This is a genomic window from Hoyosella subflava DQS3-9A1 (assembly GCF_000214175.1).
In the GTDB taxonomy this organism is placed as follows: domain Bacteria; phylum Actinomycetota; class Actinomycetes; order Mycobacteriales; family Mycobacteriaceae; genus Hoyosella; species Hoyosella subflava.
In genome coordinates, this window is sequence record NC_015564.1 from 146,505 (window position 1) to 168,146 (window position 21,642).

Here is a 21,642-nt window from a genome sequence, read left to right on the forward strand (position 1 = left end):
GTAAATAGCCCCCGACATGCAGAAGATGAGGAAGGTACATGGCTGTCCCGTTCTTCCAGGACAATGCGTCGTTTCCACTTACCCGAGCTCAGCTCGGAGTGTGGTTCGCGCAGCAACTCGACCCCTCCAATGCGATCTTCAACACATCCGAGTGTGTCGAATTGTGCGGCGCGGTGGCACACGAAGCTCTCGCCGCAGCCGTGCAAGACTCAGTCAACGAAGCTGAAGTGCTTGTTGCGGAGTTCATCCCGGATCCTGGCGGGGGAGTCTCGCTTCGCCCTGGAAGGCGCAGCCTCCCGGCCGTGGAACGACTCGACATGCGTCACCACGCGGATCCGTGGGCAGCGGCCCAGAAGTGGATGGCGGCGGATCACCAGCAGGTCATCGATCCGGCGCGAGAGCTTTGTGTCCGCGGGGCCATCCTGCAGCTGGCTCCCGATCACGCCCTGCTCTATCTGTGCATCCACCATGTTGTGATCGATGCGTACGGCTTCGGGCTGCTCATCCGCCGGATAGCACAGCGGTACACGGCACTGGTGAACGGCGGTGAACTCCCCACTGGCCCTTCCCCATTCGCTCCGGTTGTCGAGGAGGAATCGGCGTATCGCGCCTCCAGCGACTGGGAGCAGGATAGGCAATTCTGGCTCAACTACCTCGACGGCGCTGAAGAGGCGGTCAGCCTTTCCAGCACCGCAACCGGTATCGCGCGCACCGTCCGCAGCGCCCGCCTCATTCTGACCGCGGAAGACAAGCGCGGCCTGGCCAGCGCCGCTGCGGCAACGGGAGTACCAGGCGCGAGCTGGGGTGACGCGCTCACCGCGGCGATCACGACGTATCTGCGTGGCGTGACGGGACGCGGGGACATCATTGTGGGGTTCCCGGTCATGAACCGGCTGGGCAGCGCTTCCATGGCTGTACCGATGTCAGCTGTCAACGTGGTTCCGTTGCGACTCGATGTGCGGCCCGAGTTCACCGTCGTTGACATCATCGGCCAAGTGAGCGGGGCCATCAAGCAGTGCCGCACGCACTTCCGCTACCGCGGCGAAGACATCGTCAACGACCTCCGCCTCCCGGCTGGCTCACGCGGCGTGATGGGTGCCTCCATCAACGTCAAACCGTTCGCGGACCGTTTCAGCTTCGGGGACATTCGCGCCTCGGTTCATTCGATCGCCCGCGGTCCGCTCCAGGACCTCATGGTGACGGCACGCCCCATCGACAACACGGGCGAACTCGAGGTGTGGCTCGACCTTGACGCCGCGGCGTACACAGAAAACGATCTGGCCGTGCATGCAGCAAGGCTGACGAAGGTGTTCCGCGACGTCGCCGCGCTGGGTGGCAGCGACACGCCGGTCGCTCGATTGCAGATGCTCACTGACCCCGAAATGCGAACCATCCTGCACGGGTGGAACAGCCACCACGCCAGCGTTCCAGCGGGTCAGACACTCGTCGACCTCTTCCGCGACTGCTGTGACCGCAACGGCGACCGCGTCGCGATCTATGACGGTGCTACGTCGATGACCTACCGGCAACTGGCGTCCCGCGCTCGCCGCCTCGCCCGCCATGTGCTCGCAGTGGATGGGCTGGGAACAACGGGTCGCGCCGCGGTTGCTCTGCCGCGCGGTGCTGACGCTCTGGTTGCGCTGTTCGCGGTCCTGGAAGCAGGCGGAACCTGCGTACCGCTCGATCCCGACCAGCCGGCAGAGCGGCTCGCGCACATTCTGGAGGGCACGGCTCCAGGCAGCGTCATCACCACAGCCGACTGCGCTTCCCGCGTTGCCGGGACATTCGAAATCTGGCTCGACGAGGCTGACGTGAGCAGCTACCCCGATGGTCCCCTTACGAACAAGGAACGGCGCAGGCCGCATCCACTCGACATCGCCTACGTCATCTACACATCCGGGTCGACCGGCCGCCCCAAAGGCGTTGAGGTACCGCATGCCGGTGCGGTGAACCTGTTCCATAGCCACCGCGCGCGTGTGTTCAGCCGCACCAAAGAGGTCGCGCACAAAGAACACCTAATCGTCGGCCACGTGTGGTCGCTCGCGTTCGACGCATCGTGGGGCCCGCACCTGTGGATGCTGGATGGGCACACGCTGCACCTCGTCGATGAGACAACGCAACGCGACCCGGAGTTGCTCGCGACGTGGGCGAACCGGGAGAACTGGGACTTCGTCGAGCTACCGCCGGCGCAGCTGGAGTACATCATCGACCATGGCCTGCTGACTGAGGGGAGCGTGCCGGTGCTTGGTTTCGGTGGCGACGCGGTCACGGCCTCGCTCTGGAAGCAGCTCCGTGAACGTCCGGGTGCCGCATTCAATTTCTACGGACCGACGGAAGGCACCGTTGATGTGCTGATCGCCGAAGTGCGCGACCATCCAGAACCTGTCGTCGGTCGGCCGGTTTCGAATCTGCAGGTGTACGTGCTGGATGCAGGGCTGCAGCCCGTGCCGCCGGGGTGCGACGGTGAGCTTTACGTCGCGGGCCCAGGTGTGGTGCAGGGTTACCTCGCTGCCGCCGCGCTGACCGCCGCTCGGTTTGTGGCCAATCCGTTTGGGGACGGGCGTATGTACCGCACCGGCGACGTTGTGCGGTGGACTGATCACGGCACGATCGTCTATCGCGGCCGTGGCGATGATCAAGTGAAAATCCGGGGTTTCCGGGTCGAAGTTGCTGAGGTCGAAACCGCGCTCCGCCGACTGCCGGGAGTCACTGCTGCCCTGGCGGTCGCTCGTCCCGACGAGACCGGAGCGAATCAGCTTGTTGGATACATTGTCGGCGTCGGCGATGAGGTCGGTGACGCCACCTCGGTTCGGCAGCAGCTAGCACAGTGGCTCCCCAGCTACATGGTGCCTGCCGTAGTGATGCCGCTCGATGCGGTGCCACTTACGACCAATGGGAAGGTCGACCGGAAACGTCTTCCCGACCCGGACTTTCAGACGATGGTTTCGGCGCGAAAGCCCAGTACCCACGTGGAGCGTGTGGTCGCCGACATTGTTGCGGGGGTGCTCGGCCTCCGTGCCGTCGGTGTAGATGACGACTTCTTCATGCTTGGCGGGCACTCTCTTGCGGCCGCGAAGCTGATCGCAGCGGTGCGCGACAAACTCGGAAGTGACTTGTCGATCCGGTCAGTCTTCGACAACCCGACCGTGGCGGGGCTCGCCAGGGAGTGTGGTCGGCAGGTGCGCCACCGCCCTGCCCTTAAGCCTGTTTGCAGGGGAGCCGTATCGCCTGTGTCGGCGGCGCAACGGCGCCTTTGGTTCCAGTACCAGCTAGAAGGCGCGGCACCGACATACAACATTCCCGTCGCACTGCGTTTGTGCGGAACCCTGGATATCGAGGCGCTGACCGAGGCGCTGCGGCGAGTCCTTGACCGGCATGAAGTGTTGCGCACCGTCATTCGCGCAGATGAGGACGGTCGTGCGAGTCAGCACGTGTTGCCGCTTCCCGAAGTGCCGCTTACGGTCCGCAACGTCGCAGCGGAGTCGCTCGACGATGAGCTCACCGAAGCGGCTCGGCATGCTTTCGAGCTGGAACACCACATCCCCCTGCACGTCACGCTGTTCGTCACCGGCGGTGAGTCGGTTCTGCTCGTGCTTGCTCATCACATCGCCAGTGATGAACTGTCGACCCCAATCTTGCTGCGGGACATCGGTGCCGCATACGCCGCAGCATCAGAGGGGACGAGGTGGGCGCCACCGGCGCTGCCTGTCCAGTACGCCGATTACGCGCATTGGCAGCACATTCTTCTGGGCAGTCCCGACGACGCCGGCAGCCTCGCCGCTGAGCAGATCCGGTACTGGACCGGTGCGCTGGCTGGGCTGCCACCGGAGATGACGTTGCCGTACGACCGCCCGCGGCCCGGCACGGCGAGTTATCGAGGGGGTGTCGCGGAGGTGACTGTGGGTGCGTCCACGGTCGCTGAACTGCAGAGCTTCGCGCGCCGGAACGGCCTGACGATGTTCCTGCTTTCGCACTTGGCGGTTGCGGTAACCCTGAATGGGAGCGGCGCCGGGCAGGACGTCGTGGTGGGCACTCCCACAGCGGGGCGCCCCGATTCGGCGCTCGACGGTCTCGTCGGGTTCTTCGTCAACATGGTGGTTCTGCGATCCGATCTTTCAGGCAACCCGACTCTGGAAGAGTTGTCGATGCGAATCCGCGATGCTGACCTGAGCGCGTTTGCTCACCAGGACGTGTCTTTCGACCGCGTCGTCGAGGTCCTCAGCCCACCGCGTCATGCTGCACGGCACCCGTTGTTCCAGGTGCTCGTCCAGTACAGGACGCCACCCGTGGTAGAGGTGTTCGGGGACCTGCAGCCTCAGGTTGCGACAGTGGACACGCAGGCCGCGATGTATGACCTGGTGTTCGACGTCGTGGGGGAATGTGACGGTTCGGCGCGGATTCGTGTCGAGTACGCCCACGACCTGTTCGATGACCGCACAGGTGCAGGTTTCGCTGCGCGGGTGGCGCGGGTTTTCGAACTGATCGCAGCGAATCCCCATCAGCGGCTTACTGAACTGCAACTGCTGTCCCGGGAGGAACAGCAGCTCGTGGATGGACCCCCTGAATACGCATCCAGCGCATTGGCGCCGCAGATGACCGTGATCGATGCGTTTTTCGCGCAGGCGGCGCGTACCCCTGCTGTGACTGCGCTGGTATCGGAGGAAGCCCGTTATTCCTTCGGCGAGCTCGCGGAGCGCGTGCGTCGTATCGCGGGGGACCTCGCTGACCGGGGTGCGAAACGGGAATCACGTATTGCGCTGAAGATTCCGCGCGGGGCGGACGCGATTACGGCGGTTCTCGCGATCTGGCAGGTGGGTGCTGCGTATGTGCCTATCGATCCGGACTACCCGGCTGAACGCGTCGACCATATGCTGCACGATGCGGCACCTCAATTTGTTCTGGAGGACAAAACGTTTGGCCCGCCTCTGAGCGACAGCCGCGCGGAGCTGCGGAACGCCGCATACGTGATCTACACGTCGGGTTCGACTGGACTGCCGAAGGGAGTGGTCGTACCGCACGTGGGACTCGCGAATCTACGTGACGCGCACGTGCTTGGCTCAGCTAGACCGAAGAGCGTTCTGCTGACATACAGCTTGTCCTTCGATTCTGCCCTGGATCCGTTGATGGCAATGGTGAACGGGCACACGCTGCACGTGCTGCCCGCGGAGCTCAAAGCTGACGCTCACGGAATCGTCGACTACGTGCGGAAGTGCCAGATCGACGTCATCGATTGTGTGCCCCTGCTGATGGCGGAATTGCTCGCTGCGGGGGTGCTCGCCGATGGTGCAGGCCACCGCCCTGACACGGTCATGGTCGGCGGTGAAGCGGTGCCGCCGGAGCTGTGGAGGCAGCTTGCGCACGCCCCGGGTATCACCGCGTACAACGTCTACGGTCCAACTGAGTGCACTGTGGACACTGCTGTCTCTGTGGTAGCCGGGGCACGTCCCGTGATCGGGAGACCGATCCCGGGAGTCCAGGCGTACGTTCTCGACGACCTCTTGCGGCCCGTGCCACCGGGCGTTGCTGGCGAGCTGTATGTGGGCGGCCAGGGGGTGGGCCGTGGCTACCTGGGTCAGCCGGGCGTGACGGCGTGCCGATTCATTGCGAGCCCGTTCAGTGGTGCGGGCGAGCGACTGTACCGGACTGGGGACCTAGTTCGGTGGCGCGCCGATGACGCGGCGCTCGACTATCTCGGTCGCGCCGATGACCAGGTGAAGCTGCGGGGTTTCCGGATCGAACTGGGCGAGATCGAAGCGGCGCTGTCTCAGCATCCATCGGTGGAATGGGCCGCCGTGATGCTGCGCGAGGACGCACCGGGTCGGCGCCTACTTGCGGGTTACGTCACGGCATGTGAAGTGGTCACCACTGACGCGCTGCGCCGCTACCTCGCAGAACGATTGCCTGAGCATATGGTCCCCGCCTCGGTGGCCGTCCTTGATGTCCTGCCTCAGACTCCCAACGGCAAGGTTGATCGGGCCGCACTGCCGGAACCGGATTTCACTGCCGAACCGGTGCGTGACGCTGCGAACGAGCGGGAGCGACTCATGTGCGACATCGTGGCGGACGCGCTCCGGCTGCCATTGGTGGATCCGGATGCCGACTTCTTCACGCTCGGTGGCGATTCGATCGTCGCGATCCAGCTCGTGTCGCGCGCGCGGAATGCCGGGCTCCGAGTAACAGCACGCGAGGTGTTCGAGCATCGCACCGCTGCGGGACTGGCTCGAGTGGCAGTCCCAGATGATCCTGCACGGTGGACCTGGGATGAGCAGTCAGCGACGGGAACGGTGCCGGTGCTGCCGATCACCCACGACATGATCGGTCGCGGTGGCGAGTATCGCCGGTTCGCGCAATCGCGGCTGCTGCATGCCCCCGCAGATCTGACACGTGAGGCGCTGGTCGCGGGCATGCAGCAGGTTCTCGACATCCACGATGTCCTGCGGGCGAGTTTCACAGCGCAGATGCGAACGCTGGAGATTCCCCCGGCGGGCGCCGTGCGCGCGGAAGATGTCGTCGCCGAGGTGGCGCTGCCGGCAGGGTATGCGGAGGAGGTCATCGCGGAGGTGACGGCGCAGGCGTACCGCGAACTCGATCCGGCGGCAGGCAGAATGACGAGGGTTGTTCTGTTTACCGGCGAGACGCCGCGCGTGCTCATCGTTGTGCACCATCTCGCGATCGACGGTGTGTCATGGCGGATCGTCGTTCCGGACCTTGCTGCGGCGTGTGAAGGGCGGCTACTGGCGCGGTCGGGGATGCCGATGCGCGCCTGGGCGCAGGCATTGACGCAGCGTGCCAGCGAGCGGCGGGCCGAACTGCCGCTGTGGAGGCAAATCCTCGCTGCTCGGGGGCGAGTCCGGGTCGGGTCGCGCGAGCTTGGTCCCAGCGACGTGATGTCACAGACCGGGACAGTGGAAGTCGACGTCCCTGTGCACGTAGCGAAAAGGGTACTTACTGTGCTGCCCGAGAGTTTCCGGGCCCGCGTCGACGATGTCTTGCTCAGTGCGCTCGCCCGGGCGGTGGTCGCGGAGCACGGGCCCGGCGGTGTGCTTGTTGATCTTGAGGGGCACGGTCGTGAGGAGTCCGTGGTGCCGGGGGCTGACCTTGCACGTACCGCGGGATGGTTCACGACGCTGTACCCCACTCGGCTCGACCCTGGTGAGGGTGATGCGGCGAGCGCGCTGAAGCGCGTGAAGGAGCAACTCCGCGCCATTCCCGATAACGGGATCGGTTACGGGATGCTGCGGCACCTTGACGTTGGGGGGCGCGCGGAACTCAGTTCGCTTCCCGCTCCGGAGATTGGGTTCAACTATCTGGGCCGCTTCACGCTCGGTGAGGAGGCGGGAGAGCCGTGGTCTGCTGCCGCTGACGCGCTCGGTGGATCGACTGATGCGGAGATGCCAGTGAGCCATGCGATTGAAGTGGGGGTGGTGGCGCTGGAAACCGATGCAGGAACAGTGTTGCGCGCGCGCTTCGGCTTCAGCACTGGCGTCGTCACCAAGCACGTGGTGCAGCAGATGGCCGAGCGATGGGCAAGGGAATTGAGCGGGCTTGCCGAGGATGCGTCGGTAGGCGGGTTTACCGCCTCTGACCTCACATTAAGCGGTTTGAATCAGGACGAGATCGAAGAGTTCGAGGCGGAGTTCACAGAGTTCTCGGACATCAACTGAACACTTGATCATGATAAGTTCGGTAAGGCTAACCAAATATGTCGGGCAATTCCGGCATTCTCATTCCGGGGAGATCAAGCACATGCGAGGAACAAAACTGAGTGGCGCACGCCGTGCGGGGGCACTCGCTGCGGCGTCGCTGCTGGCGCTGGGGCTGGCGGCATGCGGAAATGACGGAGATGGCACGAGTGCCACTGCCGACTCGGACTCGGCGGACGTGGCAGCCACATCAGACTCGACTCGCACATTCGAGGCGCAGAACGGCTCCATCGAGATTCCCGCAGAGCCGCAGAGCATCGTGGCGTGCGGTTACGCTGTCCTGCCGCTGATCCAGGCCCAGGCAAACCTCTCAGCAGTGTGCGAGTGGACCCGCGAGATCGACAGCATGGACGAGGAAACTCGCGCTGCCTACGATGCACTGCCGAAAATCGCACCTGATGGGGCGGCGCAGTCGATCAACTATGAGGCAGTCGCCGCGGCCGAGCCAGACCTGATCATCATGGGAGTCCCGATTCGCGCGAAGGAAAGCCTCAACATGGAGGCGCTGGAAGCACTGGCTCCGGTGGTCTTCCTCGGTCCCACGACCGCGTCAGACTGGCGGGAACTGGGTGAACAGCAGACCGACGCTGCCGGAGTCGCCCAGAACTATGGTCCCTACAAAGAGACATACGACGCGCGTGCCGCCGAAATCGCGGAGAAGTATCAGGCCAGTCTTGGCAGCCTGAAATTCGCTGGCGTGTGCGATATCTGTGGTGCCAACGCAGGGGAGTTCGTCCGCGAGTATGCGGATTCCTACACCACGAACTTGTTCGCTGACCTCGGCGCCGACTTCCCCGGTCAACCCGACGACGATGCTATCGAGCATGCAGAGTACGCGTCGTACGAGCGCATTCCCGAGCTTCTCGGCGACGCCGATGTCATCGTCTACGCGGTTCAGGAAGACGGCACCGTTACCGAGGAACTCGAGGAACTTATGAATTCTGATCTGTGGCAGTCGCTTCCAGCGGTTCAGGCCGGGAACTTGATCCCTGTCCGCCACGGCCACGCCGCGACCTACCAGACGGCAGTACTCGCGCTCGATTCCATCGAGGAAACACTTGAAACGCTGCCCGCAGCCAACAACTAACGGCTAAGGACGAGATCTCTGATGTCCCGCACCACTGCGCTCGAAGACGTTGTCCCTCTGTCACCATTGCAGCACGGTCTGCTCTACCTTCATACCGTCACCAAGCCGGACGATGATGCGGATACTCGGCCTGACGTGTACACGGTGCAGTCAGTATTGAGGCTGACAGGTGACCTCGATGAGCAGCGGCTGCGGGACTCGGCACACGCCCTCCTTGAACGGCACGCGGCTCTGCGCACCTGCTTCCGGCAGCGTAAAGATGGGCGCACCGCTGGTCTGGTTGTCCGTGGTGTGACCGCACCCTGGACAACGAGCGACCTGACCCACCTGCACAACGGTGCCCAGCTCACCGAACTCGAGAAGATTTGCTCCGCCGATCGTGGGCAATGGTTCGACCTCACACAGCCGCCCCTTATCCGCTGGCATCTCGTACGCACGGGTGCCCGCGAATGCCATCTCATCATGACGGCGCATCACATCGTCGTCGACGGCTGGTCCACACCGATCCTCGTTCGTGAACTGCTCGAACTGTATGCCGGCACCGGGGAGCTGGCGCCGGTTCGTCCCTACCGCGACTATCTCGCCTGGCTGGACAAGCAGGATCTTGCCGCCGCCCGGGCTATCTGGCAGGAGACGCTCGCGGGGCTCACTGAGCCGACACTGGTTGCGGCGCCCGGATCTACCCGCGAAGCACGCCAGATCGATACTCACGACCCCGGGACCCCTACCGAACTCACTGCTGCGGTTCTTGCGTGTGCGCAGCGGCGCGGGGTAACGGTCAATACAGTTCTGCAGGCAACGTGGGCGTTGCTGCTCAGCGGCCTTACTGGCCGTCGGGATGTGGTCTTCGGAGCGACAGTATCGGGACGCCCTCCAGAACTGCCTGGAGTGGAATCCATGGTCGGGCTCTTCATCAACACCGTTCCCGTTCGCGTACAGATAGAGCCAGGCGACACAGCCGGCGACCTTTTAGAGCGAGTCCAGCGGTCCCACGCCCGAACCATCGATCACCAGTACGCCGCCCTCGCTGATATCCAGCGTGACCAGGGGCTCGGTGAACTCTTCGACACCCTGACCATCTTCGAAAGCTACCCAATCGACAAGGATGCGCTCGAACGAGCACAGGATTCAGGCGGTATCCGCGTGGATGCCGTGCACGGAGCGGATGCGACGAACTTCCCGCTCGTCCTGGTCGCAGGCCTGCATGACCAGTTGATTGTCCGGCTCGAATACCAGCCAGCATTGTTCTCACCCGACGCCGTCACCGCTATTGGCCGCCGCTTCGTCTCGCTGCTCACACAAGTCACCGGTCAGCCAGAGCGTCCAGTCCCGCAGATGTCCTTTCTGCTCGACGAAGAGCGTAAGGAACTCGCGTCCTGGCTTCCCGCCCGCGCTGGCGCGACGACGATGGCGGACCACCTCACCGCGCAGTCCGAAGCAACACCAGACCGCCTCGCGGTCGTCTGTGGCGGTGACATTCTCACTTTCGCCGACTTCAGTCGTGCGGCGAATCAACTGGGCCGGGCGCTGATATCTCACGGCGTCGGGCCCGAAGCTGTAGTGGCGATCGCCTTGCCCCGCTCCGCAGCCGTGATGTCCGCGATTTTCGGTGTTTTCGCCGCGGGCGGCTGTTATGTCCCACTCGATCCGTCGTATCCACCGGAGCGTCTCGCGCACATGCTTGACGACGCGCGGCCCGTCATGGTCATTACTGACGCTGCGACATCCGAGGCGCTGGGCAGCGTGCTGAGTGGCTGCAATGTGCTCCACCTCGACGCGGCTCGCGAGCTGATCTCACGACAGCCGGCACGCCCTATTACCGACGACGATCGGTGCGGCCCGCTGCGGCCCAGCAACACCGCATACGTCATCTACACCTCAGGTTCTACCGGCCGCCCAAAAGGTGTGGCGATCACCCACTCGAACCTCGTGAACCTGTTCGCCAGCCATCGCGCTGATCTGCACCAGCCTGCAGTGCAGGCGGCGGCTCGCGAGAACCTGGGTGTCGGACACGCGTGGTCATTCAGCTTCGACGCTTCCTGGCAGCCCATGCTGTGGCTGCTCGACGGCCACACAGTCCATATCTTTGACGACACCACCATGCGTGACCCGGCAGAGATGACGCGCTACACCCTCGAGCACGAACTCGACTTCCTCGAGGTCACCCCCACTTTCCTGGACCACATGACAGGTGAAGGCCTGTTCAGCGGAGCGCACCGTCCGGCCGCTGTCGGTTTCGGTGGTGAAGCGGTGAACCCCGATCTGTGGCGGCGTCTGCGGGCGGCACCAGTGTTGGCAGCGAACCTGTACGGGCCCACCGAATGCACCGTCGATTCACTGATCGGTTTCGCCGCGGACGCGGAGTCACCGACGCTCGGACGTGCTGTGCACGGAGGCCGCGCGTACGTGCTCGACGACCTGCTGCGCCCCGTCCCACCCGGCGGGACCGGTGACCTCTACCTTGGTGGGGCCGGGGTGGGCCGAGGCTATCTGAACCGCCCGGAGCTCACCGCGGAGCGGTTTGTGGCCGACCCGCACGGAATCGCGGGGCAGCGCATGTACCGCACCGGCGACGTAGTGCGACTCTCTGCCGGATCGCCATACCGTCTTGAATACCTCGGACGCGGTGACGACCAGGTCAAAATACGTGGCTTCCGAGTCGAACTCGGCGAAGTGGAAGCGGCGCTGGCCGCAGCGTCCGGAGTGCGCAGTGCGATCGCAGTAGCCCACACCGACGAGTCCGGTGTTCGTCGCATCGTCGGGTACATAACCTGTGACGACCCTGCTGAGGCCAATGTCGACCCGCTCGATGTGCGCAGCGATCTCCACACGCGTCTGCCGGACTACATGGTGCCCGCGGCCGTGATCTTGATCGACTCGATCCCAACGATGCCCAACGGAAAGATCAACCGGAAAGCGCTGCCAAACCCTGACTTCGCCGCATTGACCAGCAGTCGAGCGCCCCGGACCGCCACTGAAGCGACGCTGGCCGGTGTTGTCGCAGAGATTCTTGGCCTGGAGAACATCGGAATCGACGATGATTTCTTCTCGCTCGGCGGGGATTCCATCGTCTCCATCCAGCTGGTGTCGAAAGCCCGCGCGGCAGGCATAGCCTTGAGTGCACGAGACGTATTCGAACTGCGCACCATCGCCGCGATGGCGGCAGCGTGCGATAAGTCGGACGCCATCGTCGCCGACGCTGAAGCCGCGGTACGACTCGACGCAATTCCCGCGACCGGCGAAGTCCCGTTCACGCCTATCATGCGCGACGCCCTTGAATGGGGCGGTCACCTGAGCCGGTTCACCCAATCCCGGCTTCTCACCGCGCCCGCTGGACTGACGGTCGCAGCGCTCAGCAGCGCGATTGGGGTGCTTATTTCAGCGCACCCGGCACTCCGATCCAGGCTTGCATGCGATACCTGGGTTCTCAATGAGACCGGCCCCGCGCCAGAGGTTCTCGTACGCCGGGTCGACGCGGCACAGGGCCCCTGGGAGGAGCTTTTCCGCGCGGAACGGCACCGTGTGCTCGATGCTCTCGATCCATATCGCGGCATCATGTTGCAAGCCGTGCTGTTCGACATGGGGCCTAATGTCCCCGGTCGTGTTTTCCTTGCGATCCATCATTTTGCCGTCGATGGGGTCTCGTGGCGGACGCTAGTTCCTGAGCTGGCTGCCGCCGTGCGCGGCGACGGGATCGAGCCGGAGGGCACTTCCTTCCGGGCCTGGGCAACGACCCTTGCTACCAGCCACCGGGTGCCCAGTACACGGGACGTGTGGCTGCCCGCTCTCAGCGCGGAGGAACCGGTGCTGGGAACGCGTGCGCTGACCGAAACGGACACTGTCGCGACGATGCGATCCGCCCACGTCCGCCTGCCCACTCGAACCACCGAGAAGGTCCTCGCCAGCGGGACCGTCAACGACATCCTCCTCGCCGCACTGGCATTCGCGGTGCGAGAAGTGCGCGGGGGGTGCGCCGTGAAAATCGAGCTCGAGGGACATGGCCGCGAAGAACACCTCGTCCCCGGCGCAGATCTTTCCCGAACTGTCGGCTGGTTCACCACGACGTTCCCCGTGCTGATCGACGTCGATGACGACCTGACAGCGACACTGCACAACACAGCTTCGTCGCTGCGGGCCATCCCTGATGGTGGCATCGGCTTCGGGTTGTTGCGTGAATACGACAACGAGTTCAGGGCGAGGCCCTACCAGCGGCCGTCCGTGGTGTTCAACTATCTGGGCCGCATGACGCTCGGGGAAGAAACCGGTGCGGCCTGGACCACAGCGCATGAAGGGGAGGCGCTCGGTGGTTCCGTTGACCCCGCCACCAGGCTCAACCACCCGCTCCACGTGGACGCGGTGACCGTCGACAGTGCCGACGGGCCCGAAATCGAATGCGAATTCTCCGCTGCCAGTGGCGTTCTCGGGCCCGAGTCCACCCAGCGAATTGCGGCGATCTGGCGGCAGGCCGTCATTCACATCACAGAATAAGGAAGAGCCATGGGACTGCAACGCTCCACCATTCTTGCCGATACCGCGCGCATCCTCGAGGTTCCCGCGGACCAGCTTGACCCATCCGTCAGCCTCGTGGATCAGGGACTCGACTCGGTGCGGCTGATCGCGCTCGTCGAGCAGTGGCGTGAGACTGGCGTGGACGTTGACTTCGTGGCGCTGTCAACACAGCCAGAACTCGACCACTGGTTCGCCGTCCTCGGGGCGAACTGATCCGCGTGGCACTGCGCGACAGACTCCTCATCGACATCAGCCCGCTGCGTACCAGCCGCGAGTTCCGGTACCTGTTCACCGCGCGGGCCGTGTCGATCCTCGGCATCGGCTTCTTGATGGTCGCACTGCCCGTACAAATGTATGACCTGACCGGCTCCACCACGCAGGTCGCCGCGGTCGCTGCTGTCTTCGGAGCTGCCACCTTTGTGGCGACCTTCCTCGGTGGCGTCCTCGCGGACCGCTGTGACCGCCGTCGCCTCATCATGCTCGCGCGCGGGACCGCTGGTGTGTTCTTCGCGGTACTCGCAATCAACGCCGTTCTTCCCGAGCCACAGACTTGGGTGCTGTACCTCTGTGCTGTCGTCGACGGAGTGTGTGGCGGCATCTCGGTCACTGCGCTGATGGCTGTCACACCCAGCCTGATACCCCGCGACAAGCTCGCTGCCGCAGGTGCGCTCGTCGCATTGACGGGGAACATCGGCGCCCTCGCGGGCCCCGCACTTGGTGGCGTCGTCATCGCTGTGGGGGGAGTGGGTGTCAATTACACCGTTGCGGCTGTGGCGACTGCGGTGACCACGTTCTGCATTTCGCGACTACCATCGCTGCCGCCTCCAGGTCGCGCTCGCGAATCACCCGTCGCGTCGGTCATTAGCGGCTACAAGTACGCATTAGGTGACCGTGTTGTCGGCGGAGTTCTCATCGCTGGATTCGTGTCCATGCTCTTGGCCGGGTGGACTGTTTTCATACCCGAATACGCCACCGAGGTCCTCGGTGTGGGTCCGTCAGTCATCGGCCTGCTTTACGCGGCCCCCGCGGTGGGAGCGCTCCTTGGGTCGCTGACCAGCGGATGGACGTCGACGGTGCAATGGAGCGGACGGGTGATCTTCGGTGGCATGCTGATCTCCGCCACCGGACTGGCGGGCGCAGGTGCAACCGCTGCCGTCGCGCTTGTGGTCGTGGGACTCGCCACGCACGGCTTCGGCGACACGATCACCGACATCATGCGTTACGCCGTCATCCAGCGCGGCACCCCCGACAAGTACCGCGGTCGCATCGCTGGTGTCTGGTCCGCTCAAATGACGGCAGGGGCGTCCATCGGGGCTATCGCCGCAGGTGCAGTGTCTTTTCTTGTGCCGATTTCCGCAGCCCTGGTGGTGTACGGACTGATCGGGTGTGTGCTGACACTCGTGCTGTGTGCATGGCTCAGAACGCTGCGGGGTGTGAATGAGCGAACGCATGTCAACGAAGAAGTAACTGCCGCTAGCGGAAGGAGCGCGAAATGAACCGGACGGACTATCAGGACCGGCTCGCGGAGGTTCTAGCGGGTCACAACGCCGCTAAGGTCGGGTACCCGATTGGGCTCCGCGAACTGACAGTGCTGCGGCGCACAGCCGTCGGTTCTGGGATAGTGCGCGTCACGTTTGGTGGTCCAGAGCTCGCCGGATTCGTCTCGCACGTGCCCGACGAACATGTACGGCTGATCTTTCCGGATTCGGATGGCGTTCTCCGGTTGCCCGAACGCGACGGTCTGTCGTTGCGATGGTCAGCGCCTCGGCCGGTTTCGCGCGAGTATTCGGTTCGCCGTTTCGATGCGGAGGGTGGCGAGCTGGACATCGAGTTCGTGATCCATCCGGGAGGGCTCGCCTCTGAGTGGGCTGCGAGTGCCGAACCCGGCACCCGGATACACATCGCGGGACCGCCCGGTGGCGTCGTGGTACCGAACAGTTACGACCGGTACCTGCTGGCGGGGGACATTACTGCGCTACCCGCCATCGCTCGCTGGCTCGAGACGTTGCCGCGCGATGCGCGCGGCTGGGCAATCGTGGAAGTTGCGGACGAATCCGAGGAGGTCGCTCTTGACGCCCCCGCCGGACTGGACGTGCAATGGCTGCACCGCGGCGACGCGGCGCCCGGTTCAACGGATCTTCTGGAAAAGGCGATCCGGACGCTCGCGCTGCCTTCCGGTGAGCGCGTTTACATCTGGATCTCCGGGGAAGCGGGGTCGATTCGTCCGCTGCGCAGGTGGGTTCGCACGGAAGTCACGTCCGAGCGGTGTGACCACTTGATCACGGGGTATTGGAAGCGCGGCACGGCGGATTACGGTGATGCGGAGTAACCCAAGTGGCCCCCGCGGAATCAGCTGGTCTTGGTCTCGACCCGCAGGGGTTTCCGTTTACCGAAGTAGAGCAAACCGGCGGCAATAGAACCGATGAACAGCGCGAGCATGCCGCCGAAGAACCAGCCTGCGCCGAAGCTCATAATCAGGGGTATTGAGCCGGCAGTAATGAGACCGCCACCGAAGAACGGTTCGAGTACCAGCTGCTTGTAGCCAAAAGCGGGATAGGCGGGTGTCTTGAGGTCAGGGTCGGCGACCCTCAGCAGGATGAGCCCGGTAGACGTCACACCGAGTGACTGGCCAATGTCGGCGAGGCCACGCTCAAACCAGTAGTCAGGCATAACGCGACGCGCGAGGACGAGGAACGCGAACACCGCCCAGAGGAGGCCCGTGATCGCGAGGAGCAGGAATGGGCCGATGTTTGCCGCAATCGCTTGCAGCGAAAGGGTGCCGAGCGCGGCGATGATCAGAACGTCCAGCGAGAAACCCTGAATGCGTTCGACCAACTGCTGGTCGACGATCTCGTGTTTGTCGAATGACTGAATTAAGAGCTGCACGATGATTCCGCCGATCATCGCGATCGGGAACAACGGAACGAACGCGAATAGTTCGAAACTGTCGGCCCAGAATTGCTGTTCGATCCACCGCAGGCTCTCAAGGATCATCCAGCCAATGAGTACGGCACACGCGATCAAACCGAAATGCAGCGTGAGGGGCTCGATCGAGGACTGCTGAACGGTGAGCGTACCTGCGCGGCGACGGTCCTCCTTCTCGATGAGGCCGGCCTGCTCGGCGACCGTGAGATCGTCCCGGTCAGTAATCTGCGTCGTTTTACCCGTTCGCACACCCCAGTTGATGAGGATGATGCCCACAATTACGCCCGACAAAATACCAATCGTCGCGAGGCCCAGGGCGAGGTCCTGCCCTTCAGGGAACCCGAACTCTTCGAACGTAGCTGCCATTCCGGCCGCTGTGCCGTGACCGCCTTCGAAACCGATCTCAATCAGTGTTCCCGAGATGATCGGCAACCCGAAAAGTGGGCCCAGGACGAGGAACGCGAGCAGCAAACCGAGCACGTACTGCCCACTGCCTAGCGCCATGCCGAAGCTGATCTGTGGCCCAGCTACATGGAATGCTTCTTTGATCGACGGCAAGCGGTGACCAAGAAACAGTGCCGCGAAGACCACTGAGATGAGGAGCCCCGGAAGTGCGCTCCAGACATCGAGTACTGCCTCGGTGAAGAGGCCGGATTCGGAGAACCGATCAACTCCGAATAGGCCCATGATCTGGCCGAACACGTCTGGACCGAGCAGCAAAGCGATGCCGCCGCCGATGATGGAACTGGGAATGAACAGTCGCTGTGCCAGCCGCCATTTCACACGAATGATCTTTGACAGGAGCATAAACACGCCGATGAGGAGCAGGGCGAAGCCGATCACGTTCGCGGACATGAGGATCCTTCCCCGCGAGTCGGCCTGCGGCATTGCCGACAGGACCCGCGATATGCGGTCTTCCCTAAGGTTCTCTCGAAACGAACTGCGCAGTGTCTTAAAAGAGTTACGGTACGACACCAGCGGGGGGCATGTGACTTGAATGATCGTCCGCGTCCGTATCGTCCTACCTTCGGCCGGGAGTGTGTCGTCGCCGCCTGCTGACGTCAACGTCATGACTGAGGGGTGTTCATTAGTGAACTAATCGGCTTGGGAGCATCTGGCTAGCTGGCGTGCCCCTCGCCTCGGGTGTCGTCGCGTTCAGTTTTGGACTCAAGTACCACCCACGGTGCGAACCACCGTGAAAGCGGCCCCAGCTCGCTCCAGCCACGCCAAATCTTCTGCGCTGACGCGCCTGCCAGTGTGTGTCAATGGCAGGACCTCCACAGGCAACGCCGCCGCGAGCATGGTCAGTTGCTCAGCCGCTTGTTCGACGGCACCCGCAGCTTCGTCAGGGTCGAGTTTTACGGTCGCACTGCCGTCGGTCACAACGAGGACCCGGACCGCCACGTTTCTCCGCGCAAGGTACGGCGCCGCGACCACTCTGGCCAGTTGAAAGGCCGATGCCAGGGGGGTGCCTCCACCGCTAGGCAGCTTGGTGATCACTCTGTGGGCGCGCAGGAGTCCGCGTGTGGGAGGAAGCACGAGCTGGGCTTTGGCCCCGCGTGCACTGATGACTGCCACGTCGCAGCGGTCGCGGTACGCGCGCTCGAGCGCGTCGGTGGCGATCGCCGTTGCCTGGCGGATCCGCAACATTCCCATTGAATCCGACCGATCTACGATCACGATTGTGACGGTCTTCGCGCGTCCAGTGCGGAGCATGCCGCGCAGGTCAGCACGCGTCACCCGGTACTGTTCGCCCTGGCCTGCGGCGTGACGGCGTGCAGCCGCCACCAGGGTGGGGTGGATGGCGACCTTGCCTTGTGCTCGTTCCACGGAAACGACTCGGCCCGGCCGCCCACGATCACTGTGGACCTGGGGGCCACGACGGGTTGAGGCGCGCACGGTGGGGCCGCGTAACCGCGCTTGCTCGGGAGGCTGGCAGGTAGGTGGCGCCTCGAGCAGCTCAGAGGGTTCCGCTGCACTTTCCTCGTCCGCGTGACTTTCGGTCACGTTGGCCGTTTCGCTGGCGTCCGCTGAACTGCCTTCGGTCGCAGTGTCACCGTGATCAGGAGCAGAGTCCGCCTCGGGTGGTTGCCCGGCAGACTGGTCAGCATCTTCATCTGCATCCGAACGCCCAACGCTTCCGTCGGGGTCAGCTCCCGCTGGGCCGAGAAGCCGCGGCGCAATTACCGTGCGGTACAGGGCTTCGAGCCCTGCCTTTGCGCTGCCGCGCATCTGCGCAACAGCGTGGGTGAATCGGCCGGCGGTGACGTCAAGACCGTGGTCGCGAAGTCCGTTGGCCTCGAGCGCTTCGACGACCGCGCGCGTGAGGTCTGGGGACGGCGGTATCCGTTTTGGTTTGCGAACTGGACTTGCTTGAACTCCGATTATGCAGGTCACCCGCCGTAACAGGATGGGCGGGACGGATTCAGTGTCGGGCGCGGCGGCGAGTATCCGCATGGGAAATTGCGCAACGCCCTCGGTGTCGACGAGATCCGCAGCGGGTACGAGTTGCATGGTGCCGCTGCCCTTTGCTGCGAGTGCGAGTTCACGCCACAGTTGCTCCCGGCCCCAGTTGTCGCCCACGAGGAGGAGCCCGAATTCGCCACCACGCAGCCATGTTTCACATAGTGCCCAATCAGAGGCTGAAAGCAGCTCCCGCGGATCGGGTTCGATGCACATCAGGCCGCGCTGTGGAGGCCGACTGTGCGAACGGCAATGTTGTGCACGCGAGCGCTTGCAGTAGTGGGGTTTTCGAAAGGTTCACGTGCGACGCGGTGGCGCAGTACGGGCACGGCGACGGCCAGGATGTCGCGCGTGGTGACTTCAGCGCGTCCCTGAAGTGCCGCGGCGGCCCTCGCGGTGCGCACGAGCACGATCTCCCCGCGATGACCTACGGCACCACATTCGACGCATAGCTGGACCGCGGCTTCACTTACTCTGTGTGGGATCGTCACGTCGTCCAGTGAGTTCCGTGCACGGCTGACTCGCCCAGCTAGGTCTTGCTGCTGGTCGTGGAAGGCGTGCAGCACGGAGTCGGGGTCAGCGTCGAACGCGAGCCGTCGCCGGACGATCTCGGTGCGTACGCCGACGTCACGAATCGTGGTGACGTGCGTCGACAGGCCGAAACGGTCTTCCAGTTGTGGGCGGAGCTCCCCTTCTTCGGGGTTACCGGAGCCAATAAGAACGAACTGGGCCTCGTGCTGATGGCTGAGGCCGTCACGCTCCACCCGGTTGACTCCGGAGGCCGCGACGTCGAGGAGAAGGTCGACGAGGTAGTCGTCGAGCAGGTTGACCTCGTCGATGTAAAGGAAGCCGCGGTGGGCCTCCTGGAGTAGTCCAGGGCGAAAGCGAACCTCGCCACGTGCGAGCGCAGCGTCAACATCGAGTGATCCGAGTAAGCGGTCTTCGGAGGCGCCAAGCGGGAGGTCGACGACGGGCGCGGAGATTCCGGCCGCGTGGAGCATGTCTGCGAGCGCGCGGACGGTGGTCGATTTGGCGGTGCCGCGGTCACCCATGGCGAGAACGCCACCGATCGCGGGGTCGATGGCGGTCCATAGGAGGCAATTCTTGAGGTCGGTCTGCCCGAGAATCGCGGTGAAGGGGAAGTGCGCGCGCATAACCGCCGACAGTAATGGAAACAGTTATCAATTCCAACTGAAGGGTTTGCGGGCGGATGTGCCATCTTGCGGGCAGATTTGGGATACATCAGCCCGCGAAGTCAGTGGACCTGCTACACGCGACGGAATTGCTCGCGGCGCCCCAGGCGGCGAAGCCGGTTCCATTCCTTCCAGCCAGTGAAGTCACGCTGGTTCACCAGGAAGTACCAGCTGAACCGGACCCATTCCTGGAACAGAAGTTTCCGCATGCCCGGCTGCGCGAGCAGATATCCCCGGTTGCGGTAGGTGTAGTACCGCTTCACCGAGTTGTCGGGGTACTGAGTGTGCATGCGCCCGCCGAGAATCGGCTTGAACTCGTCTGACCCGTCGGGATGCAGATATGCCGTCTGCAGGCACGTCCCGAATGGAAGGCCGGAGCGGACCAGTCGCCGGTGGACGTCGACTTCATCGCCCCGCACGAACAAGCGAAGATCCGGGACGCCCACCGCCTCGATCGCTTTGGACGAGAACAGTGCCCCATTGAACAGCGACGCGATGCCCGGCAGGAAGTCCTCGTCGCCAAGCTCGTGCCGCCAGCGTCGCCACACGACCCCGCGCCGAAGGGGGAACGCCAGCCGGTCTGGTTCGCCGATGTTGCACACCACGGGGGACACCTCAGCGAGGTCGTACCGTTCAGCGCAGTCCAGCAGGGTCTGCAGAACCTCCGGCCCCTCAGGCCGGCCGTCATCGTCGGCCAGCCACACCCAGTCTGCACCCAGCGCGAGGGCGTGCAGCATACCCAGCGCGAATCCGCCGGCGCCGCCCAGGTTGTGCTGTGAACCGAGGTATGTTGCCGGTACCGGTTGTGATTCGACGAGTTCCTTCACCTCCGGCTCGGAGGCATTGTCCACGACTATCAGGTGGTCGACGGGACGGTTCTGGCCCGCCACAACCGCGAGAGATTCGGTGAGGAGCTCACGTCGGCGATGTGTCACCACAACTGCGATGATCTTCATTCCTCTGCCGCCATATCTGCCTGCACCTTGTCGACTATCTTCGCGGCTTCGGGTCCCTTGTAGTGGGTGAGAACATCTTTGATCATCCCGCGTTCGCGCACGGTGCCGTGGTCGATCCACATGGCAGTGTCGCAGAGCTGGGCCAGGAACTCATCAGAGTGGCTCGCGAACACGAGAATGCCGGAGCGGGAAACCAGCTCCTGCAGCCTCTTGCGGGCCTTGCGCATGAAGTCGGCGTCCACCGCCCCGATGCCCTCGTCGAGCAGCAGGATCTCCGGCTCGATACTGGTGACAACACCCATCGCGACCCGGACTCGCATGCCAGTCGAATAGGTGCGCAGCGGCATGTCCAGGTAGTCACCGAGTTCAGTGAATTCCGCGATGTCATCCATCCGCTGCATCATCTGCTTGCGGGTCATACCGAGGAACAACCCGCGGATGATGATGTTTTCGTAGCCGGAAATTTCCGGGTCCATGCCGACACCGAGGTCGAAGATCGGAGCTACGCGGCCCTGGATGCGCGCCTTGCCGCGGGTGGGTTCGTAGATTCCGGCGAGCAATCGCAACAAAGTGGATTTACCGGCACCATTGTGGCCGACAAGGCCGACCCGATCGCCTTCCCGCAGCGACATGGTGACGTCCCTGAGTGCTTCCACCACCACGACGTTCGAATTGGTGCGGCCGATCGAACCACCCGCCTTACCCAGGAAGGCCTTCTTCAGCGACCGGGTTTTCGCGTCGAATATCGGAAAGTCTACGCAGGCATGCGCAGTGTCAATGCGTACTTCGTCAGGCACTGGTCCCCT

The 21,642-nt window shown here is 63.8% G+C and carries 11 protein-coding genes; 6 read left to right on the forward strand and 5 right to left on the reverse strand.

Annotated elements, in window-relative coordinates; all coding sequences use genetic code 11:
* Window positions 1–38 precede the first annotated feature (38 nt).
* The 6 genes from AS9A_RS00680 to AS9A_RS00705 all read left to right on the forward strand — a co-directional run bounded on the left by AS9A_RS00680 (window position 39) and on the right by AS9A_RS00705 (window position 15,628).
* A complete protein-coding gene (locus AS9A_RS00680; protein WP_013804950.1) occupies window positions 39–7,664 on the forward strand; it encodes a non-ribosomal peptide synthetase in 7,626 nt (2,541 codons plus the stop codon).
* 82 nt (window positions 7,665–7,746) lie between these two features.
* Complete coding sequence (locus AS9A_RS00685) at window positions 7,747–8,790, forward strand: ABC transporter substrate-binding protein (protein ID WP_013804951.1); 1,044 nt, start codon at window positions 7,747–7,749, stop codon at window positions 8,788–8,790.
* A gap of 21 nt (window positions 8,791–8,811) precedes the next feature.
* Complete coding sequence (locus AS9A_RS00690) at window positions 8,812–13,278, forward strand: non-ribosomal peptide synthetase (RefSeq protein ID WP_013804952.1); 4,467 nt, start codon at window positions 8,812–8,814, stop codon at window positions 13,276–13,278.
* A gap of 9 nt (window positions 13,279–13,287) precedes the next feature.
* Complete coding sequence (locus AS9A_RS00695; protein WP_013804953.1) at window positions 13,288–13,512, forward strand: phosphopantetheine-binding protein; 225 nt, start codon at window positions 13,288–13,290, stop codon at window positions 13,510–13,512.
* A gap of 5 nt (window positions 13,513–13,517) precedes the next feature.
* Complete coding sequence (gene entS / locus AS9A_RS00700) at window positions 13,518–14,795, forward strand: enterobactin transporter EntS (RefSeq protein WP_013804954.1); 1,278 nt, start codon at window positions 13,518–13,520, stop codon at window positions 14,793–14,795.
* The gene (locus tag AS9A_RS00705) at window positions 14,792–15,628 is read left to right on the forward strand and encodes a siderophore-interacting protein (RefSeq protein ID WP_013804955.1); all 837 of its coding nucleotides are present in this window, start codon (window positions 14,792–14,794) and stop codon (window positions 15,626–15,628) included. Before entS ends, AS9A_RS00705 begins: the two co-directional genes overlap by 4 nt.
* Before the next feature lie 20 nt (window positions 15,629–15,648).
* Here the strand turns inward: AS9A_RS00705 and AS9A_RS00710 are convergent, their stop codons facing one another.
* From AS9A_RS00710 to wzt, 5 genes are all read right to left on the reverse strand, one after another.
* Window positions 15,649–17,079, reverse strand: coding sequence for a sodium/glutamate symporter (locus AS9A_RS00710; RefSeq protein WP_013804956.1), 1,431 nt, complete (start codon window positions 17,077–17,079; stop codon window positions 15,649–15,651).
* Between the two features lie 312 nt (window positions 17,080–17,391).
* Entirely contained in the window at window positions 17,392–18,903 is a 1,512-nt protein-coding gene (locus AS9A_RS00715) for a VWA domain-containing protein (protein ID WP_013804957.1), read from the reverse strand.
* Complete coding sequence (locus tag AS9A_RS00720) at window positions 18,903–19,841, reverse strand: ATP-binding protein (RefSeq protein ID WP_013804958.1); 939 nt, start codon at window positions 19,839–19,841, stop codon at window positions 18,903–18,905. Before AS9A_RS00720 ends, AS9A_RS00715 begins: the two co-directional genes overlap by 1 nt.
* Before the next feature lie 113 nt (window positions 19,842–19,954).
* A complete protein-coding gene (glfT1, locus tag AS9A_RS00725; RefSeq protein ID WP_013804959.1) occupies window positions 19,955–20,836 on the reverse strand; it encodes a galactofuranosyltransferase GlfT1 in 882 nt (293 codons plus the stop codon).
* Window positions 20,833–21,633 carry a galactan export ABC transporter ATP-binding subunit Wzt/RfbE gene (gene wzt / locus AS9A_RS00730; protein ID WP_013804960.1) on the reverse strand — a complete coding sequence of 267 codons (801 nt, stop codon included), beginning with the start codon at window positions 21,631–21,633 and terminating at the stop codon, window positions 20,833–20,835. The genes glfT1 and wzt overlap by 4 nt, the downstream gene beginning before the upstream one ends.
* Window positions 21,634–21,642: the final 9 nt, after the last annotated feature.

Bases quoted from the DNA above. Each gene is read 5' to 3' on its own strand.
- AS9A_RS00710 (WP_013804956.1), bottom strand. From the start codon at position 17,079: ATGTCCGCGAACGTGATCGGCTTCGCCCTGCTCCTCATCGGCGTGTTT.
- glfT1 (WP_013804959.1), bottom strand. From the start codon at position 20,836: ATGAAGATCATCGCAGTTGTGGTGACACATCGCCGACGTGAGCTCCTC.
- AS9A_RS00690 (WP_013804952.1), top strand. From the start codon at position 8,812: ATGTCCCGCACCACTGCGCTCGAAGACGTTGTCCCTCTGTCACCATTG.
- AS9A_RS00715 (WP_013804957.1), bottom strand. From the start codon at position 18,903: ATGTGCATCGAACCCGATCCGCGGGAGCTGCTTTCAGCCTCTGATTGG.
- AS9A_RS00705 (WP_013804955.1), top strand. From the start codon at position 14,792: ATGAACCGGACGGACTATCAGGACCGGCTCGCGGAGGTTCTAGCGGGT.
- AS9A_RS00720 (WP_013804958.1), bottom strand. From the start codon at position 19,841: ATGCGCGCGCACTTCCCCTTCACCGCGATTCTCGGGCAGACCGACCTC.
- AS9A_RS00680 (WP_013804950.1), top strand. From the start codon at position 39: ATGGCTGTCCCGTTCTTCCAGGACAATGCGTCGTTTCCACTTACCCGA.
- AS9A_RS00685 (WP_013804951.1), top strand. From the start codon at position 7,747: ATGCGAGGAACAAAACTGAGTGGCGCACGCCGTGCGGGGGCACTCGCT.
- AS9A_RS00695 (WP_013804953.1), top strand. From the start codon at position 13,288: ATGGGACTGCAACGCTCCACCATTCTTGCCGATACCGCGCGCATCCTC.